The organism is Methylobacterium litchii (genome assembly GCF_038442315.1).
Lineage (GTDB): Bacteria > Pseudomonadota > Alphaproteobacteria > Rhizobiales > Beijerinckiaceae > Methylobacterium > Methylobacterium litchii.
The window spans coordinates 419947-433651 of the sequence record NZ_JBBXMY010000002.1; the positions used below are offsets into that span (position 1 = coordinate 419947).

Below are 13705 nucleotides of genomic sequence, written 5' to 3' on the forward strand. Positions count from 1 at the left end.
TCCGCCGCAGGAGGTTGGAATGGACATGTCATCCACGAAGGCGACGGGCCATAGCCCGGTGCGCCGAACGCTTTCGGATTTCACCGTCGATAGGCGGATCCTGCTGCTCACCGGCATGGCGGTGATCATCGGTTCGGCGGCGGTGGGCGCCGCCTGGGTGCTGCTGGCGCTGATCGGGCTCGTGACGAACCTCGCCTGGTTCGGCCGGTTCGATACGGCGCTCACCTCCCTCGCCACGGCGCCACGCGGGCTGTGGATGGTCGCCATTCCCGTCGTCGGTGCGCTGATCGTCGGCGTGATGGCGCGATACGGCTCGGAGAAGATCCGGGGCCACGGCATCCCGGAGGCGATGGAGGCGATCCTCATCGGCGGCAGCCGGATGTCGCCCAAGGTCGCCGTGCTGAAGCCGCTCTCATCGGCCATCGCCATCGGCAGCGGCGGGCCGTTCGGCGCGGAGGGACCGATCATCGTCACGGGCGGGGCCATCGGCTCGCTCTACGCGCAATTCTTCCATCTGTCGGCCATCGAGCGGCGCACGCTCCTCGTCTCCGGCGCCGCCGCCGGCATGACCGCGATCTTCGGCACGCCGGTCGCCGCCGTGCTGCTGGCTCTCGAGGTGCTGCTGTTCGAATGGCGCCCGCGCAGTCTCGTGCCGGTGACGGTCGCCGCCGCGACGGCCATGGCGTGGCGCCCGGCCCTGTTCGAGACCGGGCCGCTCTTTCCCTTCTCCGACAACCCGGCCCTGCCCTGGTGGGGCCTGCCGGCCTGCGTCGTGCTCGGCCTCGCCTGCGGGCTGCTGTCGGGGCTCCTCACCCGCCTGCTCTACGGGCTGGAGGATGCGTTCCGGCGCCTGCCGGTCCACTGGATGTGGTGGCCGGCACTCGGCGCCGTCGTCGTCGGCCTCGGCGGGCTGATCGAGCCCCGCGCCCTCGGCGTCGGCTACGATGTGATCCGGGGCTTCCTCGACGGGCACATGGCCCTGTCGGTGGTGGCGACGATCCTCGTCGTGAAGGCCGTGATCTGGCTGGTGGCTTTGGCGTCCGGCACCTCCGGCGGCGTGCTGGCGCCGCTGCTGATCCTCGGCGGTGCCTTCGGTTCGCTCGCGGCGGCCGTGCTGCCCGGCGCGCACGGCTTCTGGGCCTTGCTCGGCATGGCCGCGATGCTCGGCGGCACCCTGCCCGCGCCACTCACGGGAATCGTGTTCGCGGTGGAGGTGACGGGCGATGCTGGCGCGCTGGCGCCGCTGCTGGCCGCGACCATGGCGGCCTATGCCGTCAGCGTGCTTCTGCTGAAGCGCTCGATCCTTACGGAGAAGATCGCCCGGCGCGGCCTGCACGTGACGCGCGAATACGGGATCGATCCCTACGAGTTCACCCGCGTCGGCGCGGTGATGACGACAGAGGTCGAGACCCTTGGCGCGAGCCTGACGATCGCGGAAGCCGCCGCCGCCATCGAGGCCGGCCGCCACGACGCCTACCCCGTCACCGACGCGACGGGCCGTCCGGTGGCCATCGTCTCGCGGGCCGAGATCCTGCTCTGGACGCGGGAGGACGACGAGAGCGCGGGCGAGACGCTGGCCGAACGGCTTTCCGATGCGAGTCTGCCGGTGGTGCATCCGGGCGACGTGGTCTCCCACGCCCTCGACGTGATGCTGGCCGACGGCAGCGGGCGGCTTCTCGTGACCGAGGCGGAGGGCGGCGCCCTCGTCGGTCTCCTCACCCGCCGCGATCTGCTGCGCATCCGCGCCGCCTCGTTGCAAGCCGAGGGCGAGCGGCAGGCCTACCTACGGAGGAAACGAGCCTAAACAAAAAGAAGGGGGCGCTAGGCCCCCCTCCCCATCCGTCAGTTCAACGTGGCATCCGCCGGGCGCCGTTCCGCGCCGACCGTGAGGTCGCCGATCATCAGGCCGGCAGGCCCGAGATGGACCGGTACGTGCTCGCCGTCGTGGACCTTCCCCGCGAGCAGCAATTCCGCCAGCGGGTCCTGCACGTTCTTCTGGATCACCCGCTTTAGGGGCCGCGCCCCGTAGGCCGGGTCGTAGCCCTTGTCGGCGAGCCAGTTGCGCGCATCCTCGTCCACCGTGAGGACGATCTTACGCTCGTCCAGGAGCTTCTGAAGCCGCCCGAGCTGGATCTCGACGATGGCACCCATCTCCTCCCGCTTGAGGCGGTGGAACAGGATGATTTCGTCGACCCGGTTCAGGAATTCCGGCCGGAAGTGGCTGCGCACCACGCCCATCACCTCGTCCCGCACGGCCTCCGTGTCCTGCCCGGCGGGCTGGTTCACGAGGTATTCCGCCCCGAGGTTCGAGGTCATGATCAGGAGCGTGTTGCGGAAATCCACCGTCCGCCCCTGCCCGTCCGTCAGGCGTCCGTCATCCAGCACCTGCAGCAGGACGTTGAACACGTCCGGATGCGCCTTCTCGACCTCATCGAACAGCACGACCTGATACGGCCGGCGGCGCACCGCCTCGGTCAACGCGCCGCCCTCCTCGTAGCCGACATAGCCGGGAGGCGCGCCGATCAGCCGGGCGACCGCGTGCTTCTCCATGTACTCGGACATGTCGATGCGCACGAGCGCCGTGTCGTCGTCGAACAGGAAGCCGGCCAAGGCCTTGGTCAGCTCCGTCTTGCCGACGCCCGTCGGGCCGAGGAACATGAACGAGCCGATAGGCCGGTTCGGATCCTGCAACCCGGCGCGGGCGCGGCGCACGGCGGTCGCCACCGCTTCCACCGCCTCGCGCTGGCCGACGACGCGATTCGCCAACGCCGTCTCCATCGCGAGCAGCTTCTCGCGCTCGCCTTCGAGCATCTTGTCGACGGGCACGCCGGTCCAGCGCGAGACGACGCCCGCGATGTGGCTCGGCGTCACCGCCTCTTCCATAAGGCCGCGCCCGTTCTCGGAACCCTCGGTGTCCGCAAGCTGCTTTTCCAGCCCGGGGATGATGCCGTAGGCGAGTTCGCCCGCGCGCTGGTACTGCCCCTGCCGCTGGGCGGCGGCGAGTTCGTTGCGCGCCTCGTCGAGCTTCTTCTTGAGATCGGCCGCCGTGCCGAGCTTGTCCTTCTCGGCCTTCCAACGCGCCGTGATCGCGGCCGAGCGCTCCTCAAGGTCGCCGAGTTCCTTCTCCAGCCGCACGAGGCGGTCGCGGGAAGCGGAATCGGTCTCCTTCTTCAGGGCCTCGCCCTCGATCTTCAGGCGCACGATCTCCCGATCGACGGAATCCAGCTCCTCCGGCTTCGAATCGACCTGCATCCGCAGCCGCGAGCCGGCCTCGTCCACGAGGTCGATGGCCTTGTCGGGCAGGAAACGGTCGGTGATGTAGCGGTTCGACAGCGTCGCCGCCGCGACCAGGGCCGAATCCTGGATGCGCACGCCGTGGTGCTGCTCGTACTTCTCCTTCAGGCCGCGCAGGATCGACACCGTGTCCTCCACGGTGGGCTCCGAGACGAAGACCGGCTGGAAGCGCCGGGCGAGCGCCGCGTCCTTCTCGACGTGCTTGCGGTACTCGTCCAGCGTTGTCGCGCCGACGCAGTGCAATTCGCCACGGGCGAGCGCGGGCTTCAGCAGGTTCGAGGCGTCCATCGCCCCGTCCGCCTTCCCTGCGCCGACGAGGGTGTGCATCTCGTCGATGAACAGGATGATCCCGCCCTCCGCCGCCGTGACCTCGGAGAGCACGCCCTTCAGCCGCTCCTCGAACTCGCCGCGATACTTCGCGCCCGCGATCAGCGAGCCCATGTCGAGGGCGAGCAGGCTCTTCTCCTTGAGGGATTCGGGCACGTCGCCGTTGACGATGCGCAACGCCAGACCCTCCACGATGGCGGTCTTGCCGACGCCGGGCTCGCCAATGAGCACGGGATTGTTCTTGGTGCGCCGGGACAGGACCTGGATGGTGCGCCGGATCTCCTCGTCGCGGCCGATGACCGGGTCGAGCTTGCCGGTGCGCGCCGCCTCGGTGAGGTCGCGGGCATACTTCTTCAGCGCGTCGTAGCTGTTCTCGGCGCTGGCGTTGTCGGCGGTGCGACCCTTGCGCAGGGTGTTGATCGCCGCGTTCAGCGACGCGGGCGTGACGCCGGCGGCCTGCAAGGCACGGCCGGCTTCCGATTCCTTCTCCACCGCGATGGCGAGGAGAAGCCGCTCGACGGTGACATAGGAATCGCCGGCCTTCTGAGCGGCGCTCTCGGCGGTGTCGAACAGGCGCACGAGTTCGCGCGTCGCCTGCGGGGCGGCCGCGTTGCCGGACACCTTCGGCTGCTTGGCGAGCCACTGCTCGGTCTGCGCCAGAGCCACGCGGGACTGGCCGCCGGCCCGGTCGATGAGGCCCGCGCACAGGCCCTCGGGATCGTCGAGCAGCACCTTGAGCAGGTGGCCCGGCTGCAATTGGGGATGGCCCTCGCGCATGGCGAGATTCTGCGCCGCCTGCACGAAGCCGCGGGCGCGTTCTGTGTACTTCTCGAAATTCATGTATCGCCTCTCCCGTACCGGCATCCGCCGCCCACACGAGGCGCGGCGCCACCGAAACGTCGCCCTCCGGCAATCTGCCGCGCGAGGGCATCGGCGCTTCACGGCCACCGACTGTCCGGATGTGGTGTTGCAAATGCGCACCACAAGACCCGACGACGCTCTTGCGCGACATGTCACTTCAGGGCCACGATCCGCGCATGACCGCATTGATTCACGTCAGCGCCCTCTACCGCTATCCGGTGAAGGGCTTGAGCCCCGAGCGAGTGGACCGCGTCGATCTGGAAACGAGCGGCTTCTTCCCCGGTGACCGCCTCTACGCGGTCGAGAACGGCCCCTCCGGCTTCAACTCGGTGGCCTACCGCCACCAGCCGAAGACGAAGTACCTGATGCTGATGCGGGACGAGGCTCTAGCCCGCCTACGCACCCGCTACGAGGACGCGACCGCGACGCTGCACGTGGAGGGCGACGGCGAAACCCTTGCTGCCAAGCTCGACAAGGCCGAAGGGCGTGAAGCCCTTGAGGATTTCCTGCGCCGCTTCGTACCCGGCGCCCTGAAGGGCGAGCCGAAGGTGCTCGAAGCCCCGCCGCAGCACCGCTTCACCGACTCGCCGATCGGCTACGTCTCGCTCATCAACCGGGCGAGCGTGCAGATGCTGGAGGACGAACTCGGCGTCCCGGTGAACCCGCTGCGCTTTCGCGGCAACCTGCTGGTGGAGGGGCTGGCCCCCTTCGCCGAACTCGACATGCTTGGGCAGGTCATCGAGGCGCCGAGCGGCCTGCGGTTCAAGGTGACGAAGCGGACGGTGCGCTGCGCCGCCACCAACGTCGATCCGGAGACCGGCGCCCGCGACCTCGACATTCCATGGACCATCGACAAGCGCCTCGGCCACCGCGACCTCGGCGTCTACATGGAGATCATCGCCGGGGGTGGGCTGGCCGCCGGGGATTATTTGCGGGTGGTGGGGTAGCGATTCTTGGCCAGCGAGGCCGAACACGAAGCCCTCCGCCAAAGCGTCCGTGAGCGTCTGCAACTCGACCTCCGGCGGCCCGAACTGCAGATCACCGGCATCTCGTTCGCGGCCCTACAGGCAGCGCGCCGCTGGCGAATGCCGCCCCGCCGCGTGTCTTGGGATTGGACGCGCGTCGTCAAGCGGCGCGGCGGCGGCCATTTCGAGATCGCGTTCTGGTGGGATGGGGTGCTCTGCGGCCTCGCCTATGGGAAGGCTGGGGCCGATTGGCTGGCAATCAACTACCTCGAAGGATGCCCGGAACCCCACTCGCTCTAGGGCCGGATCCTGCCCCTCGCTGTTGCCGCGCTCGAGGCCCAGGCCCTGGCGCAGAACCTGCTGGAAACCCGGCTGATCGACCCATTCGAAGAGGTCGAGGACCGGTATCTCGCGCACGGTTACGCTCGGGTGGCGCCACCGGGACTTCCGGTCTATCTTTTCAAGCGGAGGCTCAACCCGTGAACCGCGCTTCTCATCGTTTCGATCAGACCGGCCTGCATGTCCGAACAGGGCGTGCGGCAGGCAGGGCGTTGTCGGTCGCAGCGCTGACGGTCAATCCGGGCCTCGGGGGGCGCCGGTTTCCCGCGCGCACCGTCAAGATGAAGCGCGCCGCCCATGCAGGCATCCAGGCGGGACCGCGCCGGAGCACCACCCTCGATGAAGCAAGGGCGAGGCTCGCGGCGCTTCCCGCCGGTTTCACCGACTGGGTCTGGTCTGAGCCGGCATTGCCCGAACGGGTGGCCGATCTTCTCGGCCCAAGCGAGGCCGATCCGGCCGGCTAAGCCGCCGTCCGGCTCTCCAGGAAATCCTTCATCCGATCCAACGCGCGGCGGATGTTCTCGGCCGAGTTCGCGTAGGACAGGCGGATGAAGCCTTCGCCGTGGACGCCGAAATCCGGGCCGCCGATCGTCGCGACGCCCGCCTCGTCCAGGAGCGCAGAGGCGAGGGCCTTGGCCTTCCACCCGGTGCGGGACACGTTCGGGAAGGCGTAGAACGCACCCTTCGGCACGATGCAGGACACGCCCGGCAGGGCGTTGAGCCCGTCCACCACGATGGACCGGCGGCGGTCGAACTCCGCGACCATCTCGGCGACGCAATCCTGCGGGCCGTCGAGGGCGGCGATGCCGGCCCATTGGGTCGCGGCGTTGACGCAGGAATGGGCGTTCACCGCGAGCTTGCGGGCGTTCTCGTAGAGGGGCTTCGGCCACACGGACCAGCCGAGCCGCCAGCCGGTCATGGCGTAAGTCTTGGAAGCTCCATCGAGATAGATCAGCCGGTCGCGGATTTCGGGATACGCGAGCAGGGAGTGATGCACCTCCCCGTCATAGGTCATGGTGCCGTAGATCTCGTCCGACAGCACCGCCACGTCGGGGTAGTCGGCGAGACCCTTCACCAGAGCGTCGATCTCCGATTTCGGGCTGACGCCGCCACAGGGATTGGCCGGCGAGTTGACGATCAGCAGCCGCGTCTTCGGCGTGATCAGCGAGAGCGTTTCCGCCGCCGAGAAGGCGAAGCCGTTCTCCTCGCGGATCGGCACCGGCACGGGGGTCGCGCCCGTGTACTCGATCATCGAGCGGTAGATCGGGAAGCCGGGGTCCGGATACAGGATCTCGGCGCCGGGCTCACCGAACATCAGGATCGCCATGAACATGGTGACCTTGCCGCCCGGCACGACCATCACCGATTCGGGCGAGACGTCGACATCGTGCCGGCGGAGGATGTCCCGAGCAATCGCTTCCCGCAGGGGCAGGATGCCGGTGGCCGGCGTGTAGCCGTGGTGGCCATCGCGCAGGGCTTTGATGCCGGCTTCGACCACATGGGCCGGAGTCGGCATGTCGGGCTGGCCGATCCCGAGGTTGATGATGTCGCGCCCCTGGGCCGCCAGCGCCTGGGCGCGGGCGAGCACGGCGAAGGCGTTCTCCTCGCCGATGCGCGAGAAGGCCGGAACAACGTGGAGCATGGCGGCCTCCGGGCCGGAAACGTCGTCTACGGGAGCCGAGCCGCCTGCCGCACCTTACGGCTTCGTGCGCTCGGACAGCTTCATCGCGGCAACGGACATGCCGACCGAGACGACACCGAGGATGATGAAGGTCTTCACCGAGGCGTAGAACAGGGCCGGCTCGATCCCCGTATCCGTGTAGAGCACCAGGCCGATCGCGAGGAGCGGCAGCGAGATGAGGATGAACAGCGGAACGAGCGGGTTCATGCGGGGCACTCGGTAACTGGCGCGGAGCGCGCCTCAAACTGTGAGGTATCCTGCATAGCATCGCACGGCGACGGTTGGCACCCCCCGTGCGGCGGGAGATTGGCCGTGGCGGCGGCATCCCGTCACGGAAGGTCGGAACAAGTAATTTATTTACAGAAGCTGCCCCAAAACAGACATCAAGGTTTCATGGGGAGCGCTATGCAGTTTACGTCCGCGAATCGGTCGGGTTCTCCCAGCGGATCGGGCGACCTCGATTCCCTCGTGCGCCAGATCGCGCGCCTCGTGCGGCATCCTGCCTATCGGCGGAACAGGGTGGTGAGCCCGCTGCTGCTGCGCCATCTCCCCTTCGATCACGGCTATGCGTGGCAGGGCGAGGCGAGCCTCCTCGACCGCCTGACGAAGGCGAAGCTCGACGGCGCTAGCGTCCAGCACCTGATGGGCAGCGTCCAAAGCGAATACACCCGTCTGCGCGGCCCCGCCGACGCCTGAACGATCAGGCCGGCACCCGCACGGTGGCGCGCAGGCCACCGAGCGAACTGTCGTGCAGGGTGATGTCGCCGCCATGGGCGCGGGCGATGTCGCGGGCGATGGCGAGGCCGAGGCCCGATCCGCCCGCATCCTGGCGCGCGTCGTCCAGCCGCACGAAGGGCTTGAACACGTCCTCCCGCCGCTCCGGCGGCACGCCCGGACCATCGTCCTCGATGGAGACGAAGAAGCTGCGTGTCTCAAGCTTGCCCGTGATGGATACCGTCTCGCCGTAGCGCGCGGCGTTCGAGGCCAAGTTGAACAGGCAGCGGCGGAAGGCATCCGGCCGCACCGTCACGAAGGGGCGGCCCACCAGCTCCACCTCCGACACGTGCGCGCCGAGGCGTTCCACATCGGTGCGCAGGTCTTCGAGGAGAGCGCGCATGTCGGTCTGCGTGGCGGTCTCGGCCGAATCGCCCCGCGCGAAGGCGAGGTAGCCTTCGAGCATCCGGCTCATCTCATCGACGTCGCGGGTCAGGTCGTCGATCTCGTCGCTGCTCTCGAAGAGCGCGAGCGACAGCCGGAAGCGCGTGAGGATGGTGCGCAGATCGTGGCTGACGCCGTTAAGCATCGTCGTGCGCTGCTCCATGGCCCGCTCGATGCGCCGCTTCATTTCGATGAAGGCATGGCCCGCCTGCCGCACCTCGCGGGCGCCGCGCGGGCGGAACTCGATCTCGCGGCCCTTGCCGAACCCCTCCGCCACGGCGGCGAGCCGCAGGATCGGCTTGATCTGATTGCGCAGGAACAGGATCGCGACGCCGAGCAGCACCAGCGACGAGCCCATCATCCACACGAGGAAGATGTGCGAGTTCGAGGCGTAGGCCTGTGAGCGCCGCGCGGTGATGCGCATGACCCCCTGGGGAATCGACACGCGGATCTCGATGAGGTTCGAGCGGCCCACCGTGTCGATCCAGAACGGCCGGCGGATCTGCCGCTTGATCTCGTCGGACAGCGCCTCGTCGAGGATCGAGAAGAACGGCCGCGGTCCCGGCGGGGGCAGCTTGGCGTTCTCCAGGATGTCGAGGTCGAGGTTCAGGCGCTCCCCCGCGATCCGCGAGAGAGTGTCGGCGTCCTTGTCCTGCGGGTAGCTCTCGTAGATGTCGATGAGGGCGGCGACGTCCGCCACCACGGACGCCGAAAGGCGCTTCGTCACGAGCTGCCAGTGCCGCTCCATGAAGGTGTAGGCGATCACCGATTGCAGCAGCACCATCGGCGCGATGATGATGATGAGCGAGCGCGCGTAGAGGCCCTTCGGCAGCACGTCGCCGATGGCCCGCGACAGGCGCTTGAGCTGCCGGCGCGGTGCCGACAGGGCGCGGGAAGGCGTCTCGGCCGCACGCCGCATGCGCGCGAGGGCGGGATCCTCGGCGTTCACGAACCGCGCGCCTTGCGGCGGGTGATCTCGGCGATGGACGGCATGGGCTCCGGCCCCAAGCGGGATCACCTTCTACCGGCCGGCGCAAGAGGCGCCAAGGTCGGGCGTCAAGGTCGGGCGACTTGCGCTGAGGCGCGGCAGCCATACCTCTCTTTAAGCGGGCATGGCCCGCTTCCCAACAAGGCGCGCGGGGCCATGCTCAGCACCGATACCGACATTCTCACCGCCGCCCAGACCTGGCGGCGCGAGGGGCGCGACGTCGCCCTCGCCACCGTCATCGAGACCTGGGGCTCGGCGCCCCGGCCGGTGGGCAGCCACCTCGTCATCGACGGCGACGGCAATTTCCTCGGCTCGGTCTCCGGCGGATGCGTCGAGGGCGAGGTCATGGTGGAGGCTGCCGACGTGATCGAGAACGGACAGCCCCGCGTGCTCGAATTCGGCGTCGCCGACGAGACGGCGTGGCGGGCCGGGCTTTCCTGCGGCGGGCGGATCCGCGTCTTCGTGGAACGGGTCGACTGATGCGCGCGGATATCCTGGCCGCCTTGAACGAGGAGCGCGCGGCGCGGCGGGCGGCGATCCTTGTCACCGCAATTCCCGATGGGTCTCAGCGCCTCGTGCGCGAGTCCGAGATCGAGGCCGATCCCCTGGCCGAGACGCTGCGCAAGCACTTCGCCTCCGGCAAAAGCGGCCTCGTGGAGACCGGCGAGGGCCAAGCCTTTCTCACCGTGCAGGTGCCGCCGGTGCGGCTCGTGGTGATCGGCGGGGTTCATATCTCGCAGGCGATGGCGCCGATGGCCGCCGCCCTCGACCTCGCCCTGACGGTGATCGACCCGCGCACCGCCTTCGCCACGCCGGAGCGCTTCCCCGGCATCGATCTCGTGGCGGAATGGCCGGATACGGCCTTCGCCGGGCCCGTGCCGCCCCTCGACCGCTACTGCGCGCTCGCCGCCCTCACCCACGATCCGAAGATCGACGACCCAGCCCTCGCGGCGGGTCTGCGGGCGGGGTGCTTCTATATCGGCGCCCTCGGCTCGCGGAAGACGCATGCCGCCCGCGTGGCGCGGCTCGGTCAGGCCGGCTTCACGGAGGCCGAGATCGGCCGCATCCACGCGCCCATCGGCCTGCCCATCGGCGCGGTGAGCCCGGCCGAGATCGCCCTCTCCGTCCTGTCGGAGATCGTCGCGGAGTTGCGTCGCGCCCCCAGGCCGGAGGTCGCGTGAGGTTCGGCCCAGTCCCGGTGGCGGAATCCGCCGGGCTCATCACCGCGCATTCCCTGCGCAGCGGGGGCGAGACCCTGCGCAAAGGCTCGATCATCACCCCCGCCATGGCCGCGACGCTCGAAGCGGATGGCGTGCGTGAGGTGGTGGCCGTCTCCCTCGAAACCGGCGACGTCGGCGAGGACGCGGCGGCGGGCCGGCTCGCCGCGATCCTGGCCGGGGAGAACCTGCGGGTGGAGGAACCGTTCACCGGCCGCTGCAACCTCTTCGCGACGTCCCGGGGTATCCTGCTCATCGACCGGGGCCGGATCGATTCCGTGAACGGCGTGGACGAGGCCGTGACCGTCGCGACCCTGCCGGCCTTCAAGCCGGTGGCCGAGGGCGAGATGGTCGCCACCGTGAAGATCATACCCTACGCGGTGGGCAGCGCGACCCTGGCCCGCGCCTGCGCCGAGGGCGAGGCCGGCGCCATCGCGGTGGCGCCCTACCGGCGGCGGCGCGTCGGCGTCGTCTCGACGCGTCTCGCCTCCCTGAAGGATGTGACCATCGACAAGACGCTCCGCGTGCTGGCCGAACGCCTCGCGCCGACCGGCGCGGAGATCGTCGCAGAGACGCGGGTTCCCCACACGGCGGAGGGCGTGGCGTCCGGCCTCGCCGAGGTCATCGACGGGGCGGGGGCGGACCTTACGGTGGTGTTCGGCGCCTCGGCCATCGCCGACCGCCGCGACGTGATCCCGGCGGGGATCGAGCAGGCGGGAGGTCGGGTGGATCATCTCGGTATGCCGGTCGATCCCGGCAACCTGCTGCTCCTGGGCGCGCGGGGCGATGTGCCGGTGATCGGCGCGCCGGGCTGCGCCCGCTCGCCCAGCGAGAACGGGTTCGATTGGATCCTGCAGCGCCTTCTCGCGGATGTGCCGGTGAGCCGCGCGGACATCGTGGCCCTGGGCGTCGGTGGGCTGCTTATGGAGATCGTGTCCCGCCCACAGCCCCGCGCGGGCGGCGCGACGGCGGGCGACGATGAGTAGGATCGGCATCGTCGTCCTCGCGGCCGGGCGTGGCACCCGGTTCGGTGAGGCGCCGAAGCTTCTCGCATTGCTCGACGGCGTTCCCCTCGTGCGCCGCGCGGCGGAGGCGGCGCTGGCCGCTCGCCCTCGGCCGGTCGTCGCGGTGCTGGGCGCCAACGACACGGCGGTGAGACAGGCTCTCGCGGGCCTCGACCTCATCGTCGTGCGCAACGATGCCTACGCGGACGGGCTTTCCACCTCGCTGAAGGCCGGCATCGCCACCCTGCCGGATTGCGACGCGGCCATCGTGATGCTCGGCGACATGCCCCTGGTGGACGCGGCCCTGATCGACCGCATCGCGGACGTCTTCGAGCAGGCAGCGACGAAACCAGCGGCCATCGTGCCCGTCCATGGCGGGCGGCGGGGCAACCCCGTGCTCCTCAATCTGCGCCTGCTTGGGGTCGAGATCGCCTCGCTCGGCGGTGACCGAGGCGCAGGGCCGCTCCTCGCCGGGCGTTCGGACGTGATCGAAATCGACGGCGATCCCTCGACTAGCCTCGACATCGATACACGCGATGCCCTGGCGCAGGCCTCAGATCACTTCGCTCGCTTGGCCTCGCTGCGGCAGCGGTCGGAGCAGTAGCGGACCTCGTCCCATACGCGCTCCCACTTCTTGCGCCACGCGAACGGCTTGCCGCATTGCGCGCAGATCTTCGTCGGCAGATCGCCCTTGCGGCGCATCGGCGGCATCAGGCTGTCTCCGTCCTGGCGGCGCGGCGGCGCGCGCGTGCATCGAAATAGAGGCCGAGGCCGAGCATCAGCGCGAGGCCGCTGGCGTTGACGAGGATCTGCAACCACCAGAGCGGTTCGAAGGTCCGGTAGAGAATGCGGCCGATCAGGGCGGCGAGGCAGCCGGCCGCGAAGATCTCCAGCGAGTGCTTCCCGCAGGCCTCTGCCGCGCGCAGGAACGGCTTCTCGGAAAGCGCGCGGATCGCGGGCGTACTGAACAGCAGGTAGGCCAGCGCCACGATGTTGATGAGCCGCAGGGGCGCGACATGCCCCTTGTCCGGCTGGTCCATCGCCAGGGGGCGCAGGTCGGGCAGGCCCCACTCGCCCCATGAGCCCGCCTGAAAGAACGAGAAAGCCAGGAAGCAGGCCGCCGCCACCGTCAGCACGGGGATGCGGGGCAGGTAGCCCCCGCCGTTCCGCACCGCCACGGCGAGGCAGGCGCCGATCACGAACAGGAACTGCCACGCGAACGGATTGAAGTACCACCCGTCATCGACGGCGGCGGCGTTCGGCAGGTTGAGCTGGTGATCGACATTGGCGGCGATCCAGAGGGTCGCCGACAGCGCGAGCGCCCCCCACATTCCCCGCGCGATCCCGAGATAGACGAGGGGGAACAGCGCCAGCAGGATGATGTAGAGCGGCAGGATGTCGAGGTAGTTCGGCAGGGCGTTGAGGGAGAGGCCGCGCAGCATCCCCTGCCACAGGCCCATTTCGAGAAGCGGCTTCACGCCGAAGCGCGGCACCAGCCCGGTCATGTTCATCCAGGCGCGCACGATCAGCAGCGTCGCGATGAGGAGCCCCGCCTGGAACAGGTAGATCCGCAGGCAGCGCTTCGCGATGCGCAGCAGCGTCGTCGGGACGCCGGAGCGCCGGAACATGCCGCCATAGGCGACCATGGACGAGTAGCCCGCCAGCAGCACGAAGATCTCGGCGGCATCCGAGAAGCCGAGATTGTGCAGGGTGAAGGCGGCCGGCGCGTTGCGCGGGATGTGGTCGATGAAGATCATCAGCAGGGCGAGGCCGCGCAGCACATCGACCCGTGGGTCGCGCTTGCGCGTGGTCTGCTTGGCGGCCGCGTCGGTCCACGCGCCGCCCGTCCTCTCCGGGGTTGGGGCGTCCAT

15 protein-coding genes are annotated in these 13705 nt (G+C 69.3%); 9 read left to right on the forward strand and 6 right to left on the reverse strand.

Annotation, left to right across the window (positions count from 1 at the left end; all coding sequences use genetic code 11):
* Positions 1 to 19 precede the first annotated feature (19 nt).
* Positions 20 to 1804: a chloride channel protein gene (locus AAHF99_RS07170; RefSeq protein ID WP_412759844.1), complete on the forward strand. Its 1785-nt coding sequence runs from the start codon at positions 20 to 22 to the stop codon at positions 1802 to 1804.
* A gap of 38 nt (positions 1805 to 1842) precedes the next feature.
* Here AAHF99_RS07170 and clpB read toward each other — a convergent pair whose 3' ends face one another.
* Positions 1843 to 4461: an ATP-dependent chaperone ClpB gene (gene clpB / locus AAHF99_RS07175; RefSeq protein ID WP_342163396.1), complete on the reverse strand. Its 2619-nt coding sequence runs from the start codon at positions 4459 to 4461 to the stop codon at positions 1843 to 1845.
* Between the two features lie 197 nt (positions 4462 to 4658).
* On the opposite strand from clpB, the gene AAHF99_RS07180 reads away from it, so the two are divergent.
* The 3 genes from AAHF99_RS07180 to AAHF99_RS07190 all read left to right on the forward strand — a co-directional run bounded on the left by AAHF99_RS07180 (position 4659) and on the right by AAHF99_RS07190 (position 6250).
* Positions 4659 to 5429, forward strand: a complete 771-nt coding sequence (locus tag AAHF99_RS07180; protein WP_342163398.1) for an MOSC domain-containing protein — start codon at positions 4659 to 4661, stop codon at positions 5427 to 5429.
* Between the two features lie 6 nt (positions 5430 to 5435).
* The gene (locus AAHF99_RS07185; RefSeq protein ID WP_342163399.1) at positions 5436 to 5747 is read left to right on the forward strand and encodes a hypothetical protein; all 312 of its coding nucleotides are present in this window, start codon (positions 5436 to 5438) and stop codon (positions 5745 to 5747) included.
* A gap of 179 nt (positions 5748 to 5926) precedes the next feature.
* Positions 5927 to 6250: a hypothetical protein gene (locus tag AAHF99_RS07190; RefSeq protein WP_342163400.1), complete on the forward strand. Its 324-nt coding sequence runs from the start codon at positions 5927 to 5929 to the stop codon at positions 6248 to 6250.
* Here AAHF99_RS07190 and AAHF99_RS07195 read toward each other — a convergent pair.
* Positions 6247 to 7428, reverse strand: a complete 1182-nt coding sequence (locus AAHF99_RS07195) for a pyridoxal phosphate-dependent aminotransferase (RefSeq protein ID WP_342163401.1) — start codon at positions 7426 to 7428, stop codon at positions 6247 to 6249. The two genes, AAHF99_RS07190 and AAHF99_RS07195, sit on opposite strands and share 4 nt — an antisense overlap.
* A gap of 54 nt (positions 7429 to 7482) precedes the next feature.
* A complete protein-coding gene (locus AAHF99_RS07200; RefSeq protein WP_342163402.1) occupies positions 7483 to 7674 on the reverse strand; it encodes a hypothetical protein in 192 nt (63 codons plus the stop codon).
* A gap of 315 nt (positions 7675 to 7989) precedes the next feature.
* Between AAHF99_RS07200 and AAHF99_RS07205 the strand changes: the two genes are divergently transcribed.
* Positions 7990 to 8163 carry a hypothetical protein gene (locus tag AAHF99_RS07205; protein ID WP_342163404.1) on the forward strand — a complete coding sequence of 58 codons (174 nt, stop codon included), beginning with the start codon at positions 7990 to 7992 and terminating at the stop codon, positions 8161 to 8163.
* 4 nt (positions 8164 to 8167) lie between these two features.
* On the opposite strand, the gene AAHF99_RS07210 is transcribed toward AAHF99_RS07205, so the two are convergent.
* Positions 8168 to 9544 (reverse strand): ATP-binding protein, encoded by a 1377-nt coding sequence (locus AAHF99_RS07210; protein WP_342163464.1) that lies wholly within the window; start codon positions 9542 to 9544, stop codon positions 8168 to 8170.
* A 225-nt stretch (positions 9545 to 9769) separates the two neighbouring features.
* Between AAHF99_RS07210 and AAHF99_RS07215 the strand changes: the two genes are divergently transcribed.
* Genes AAHF99_RS07215 through AAHF99_RS07230 form a run of 4 tightly spaced genes read left to right on the forward strand, consistent with a single transcriptional unit; the run spans position 9770 to position 12438 of the window.
* Complete coding sequence (locus tag AAHF99_RS07215) at positions 9770 to 10093, forward strand: XdhC family protein (protein ID WP_342163405.1); 324 nt, start codon at positions 9770 to 9772, stop codon at positions 10091 to 10093.
* Positions 10093 to 10794, forward strand: coding sequence for an XdhC family protein (locus AAHF99_RS07220; protein ID WP_342163406.1), 702 nt, complete (start codon positions 10093 to 10095; stop codon positions 10792 to 10794). Before AAHF99_RS07215 ends, AAHF99_RS07220 begins: the two co-directional genes overlap by 1 nt.
* Complete coding sequence (locus AAHF99_RS07225; RefSeq protein WP_342163408.1) at positions 10791 to 11816, forward strand: molybdopterin-binding protein; 1026 nt, start codon at positions 10791 to 10793, stop codon at positions 11814 to 11816. Before AAHF99_RS07220 ends, AAHF99_RS07225 begins: the two co-directional genes overlap by 4 nt.
* Entirely contained in the window at positions 11809 to 12438 is a 630-nt protein-coding gene (locus AAHF99_RS07230) for a nucleotidyltransferase family protein (RefSeq protein WP_342163409.1), read from the forward strand. The genes AAHF99_RS07225 and AAHF99_RS07230 overlap by 8 nt, the downstream gene beginning before the upstream one ends.
* Here the strand turns inward: AAHF99_RS07230 and AAHF99_RS07235 are convergent.
* Both AAHF99_RS07235 and AAHF99_RS07240 read right to left on the reverse strand, forming a co-directional pair.
* Positions 12393 to 12545, reverse strand: a complete 153-nt coding sequence (locus AAHF99_RS07235) for a DUF2256 domain-containing protein (RefSeq protein WP_243957708.1) — start codon at positions 12543 to 12545, stop codon at positions 12393 to 12395. The two genes, AAHF99_RS07230 and AAHF99_RS07235, sit on opposite strands and share 46 nt — an antisense overlap.
* Complete coding sequence (locus tag AAHF99_RS07240) at positions 12545 to 13705, reverse strand: OpgC family protein (protein ID WP_342163410.1); 1161 nt, start codon at positions 13703 to 13705, stop codon at positions 12545 to 12547. The genes AAHF99_RS07235 and AAHF99_RS07240 overlap by 1 nt, the downstream gene beginning before the upstream one ends.

What these genes read in the sequence shown, in the direction of transcription:
- AAHF99_RS07170 (WP_412759844.1), top strand. Translation starts at nt 20, where the DNA reads ATGGACATGTCATCCACGAAGGCGACGGGCCATAGCCCGGTGCGCCGA.
- clpB (WP_342163396.1), bottom strand. Translation starts at nt 4,461, where the DNA reads ATGAATTTCGAGAAGTACACAGAACGCGCCCGCGGCTTCGTGCAGGCG.
- AAHF99_RS07180 (WP_342163398.1), top strand. Translation starts at nt 4,659, where the DNA reads ATGACCGCATTGATTCACGTCAGCGCCCTCTACCGCTATCCGGTGAAG.
- AAHF99_RS07195 (WP_342163401.1), bottom strand. Translation starts at nt 7,428, where the DNA reads ATGCTCCACGTTGTTCCGGCCTTCTCGCGCATCGGCGAGGAGAACGCC.
- AAHF99_RS07200 (WP_342163402.1), bottom strand. Translation starts at nt 7,674, where the DNA reads ATGAACCCGCTCGTTCCGCTGTTCATCCTCATCTCGCTGCCGCTCCTC.
- AAHF99_RS07210 (WP_342163464.1), bottom strand. Translation starts at nt 9,544, where the DNA reads ATGCGGCGTGCGGCCGAGACGCCTTCCCGCGCCCTGTCGGCACCGCGC.
- AAHF99_RS07215 (WP_342163405.1), top strand. Translation starts at nt 9,770, where the DNA reads ATGCTCAGCACCGATACCGACATTCTCACCGCCGCCCAGACCTGGCGG.
- AAHF99_RS07220 (WP_342163406.1), top strand. Translation starts at nt 10,093, where the DNA reads ATGCGCGCGGATATCCTGGCCGCCTTGAACGAGGAGCGCGCGGCGCGG.
- AAHF99_RS07230 (WP_342163409.1), top strand. Translation starts at nt 11,809, where the DNA reads ATGAGTAGGATCGGCATCGTCGTCCTCGCGGCCGGGCGTGGCACCCGG.
- AAHF99_RS07235 (WP_243957708.1), bottom strand. Translation starts at nt 12,545, where the DNA reads ATGCCGCCGATGCGCCGCAAGGGCGATCTGCCGACGAAGATCTGCGCG.
- AAHF99_RS07240 (WP_342163410.1), bottom strand. Translation starts at nt 13,705, where the DNA reads ATGGACGCCCCAACCCCGGAGAGGACGGGCGGCGCGTGGACCGACGCG.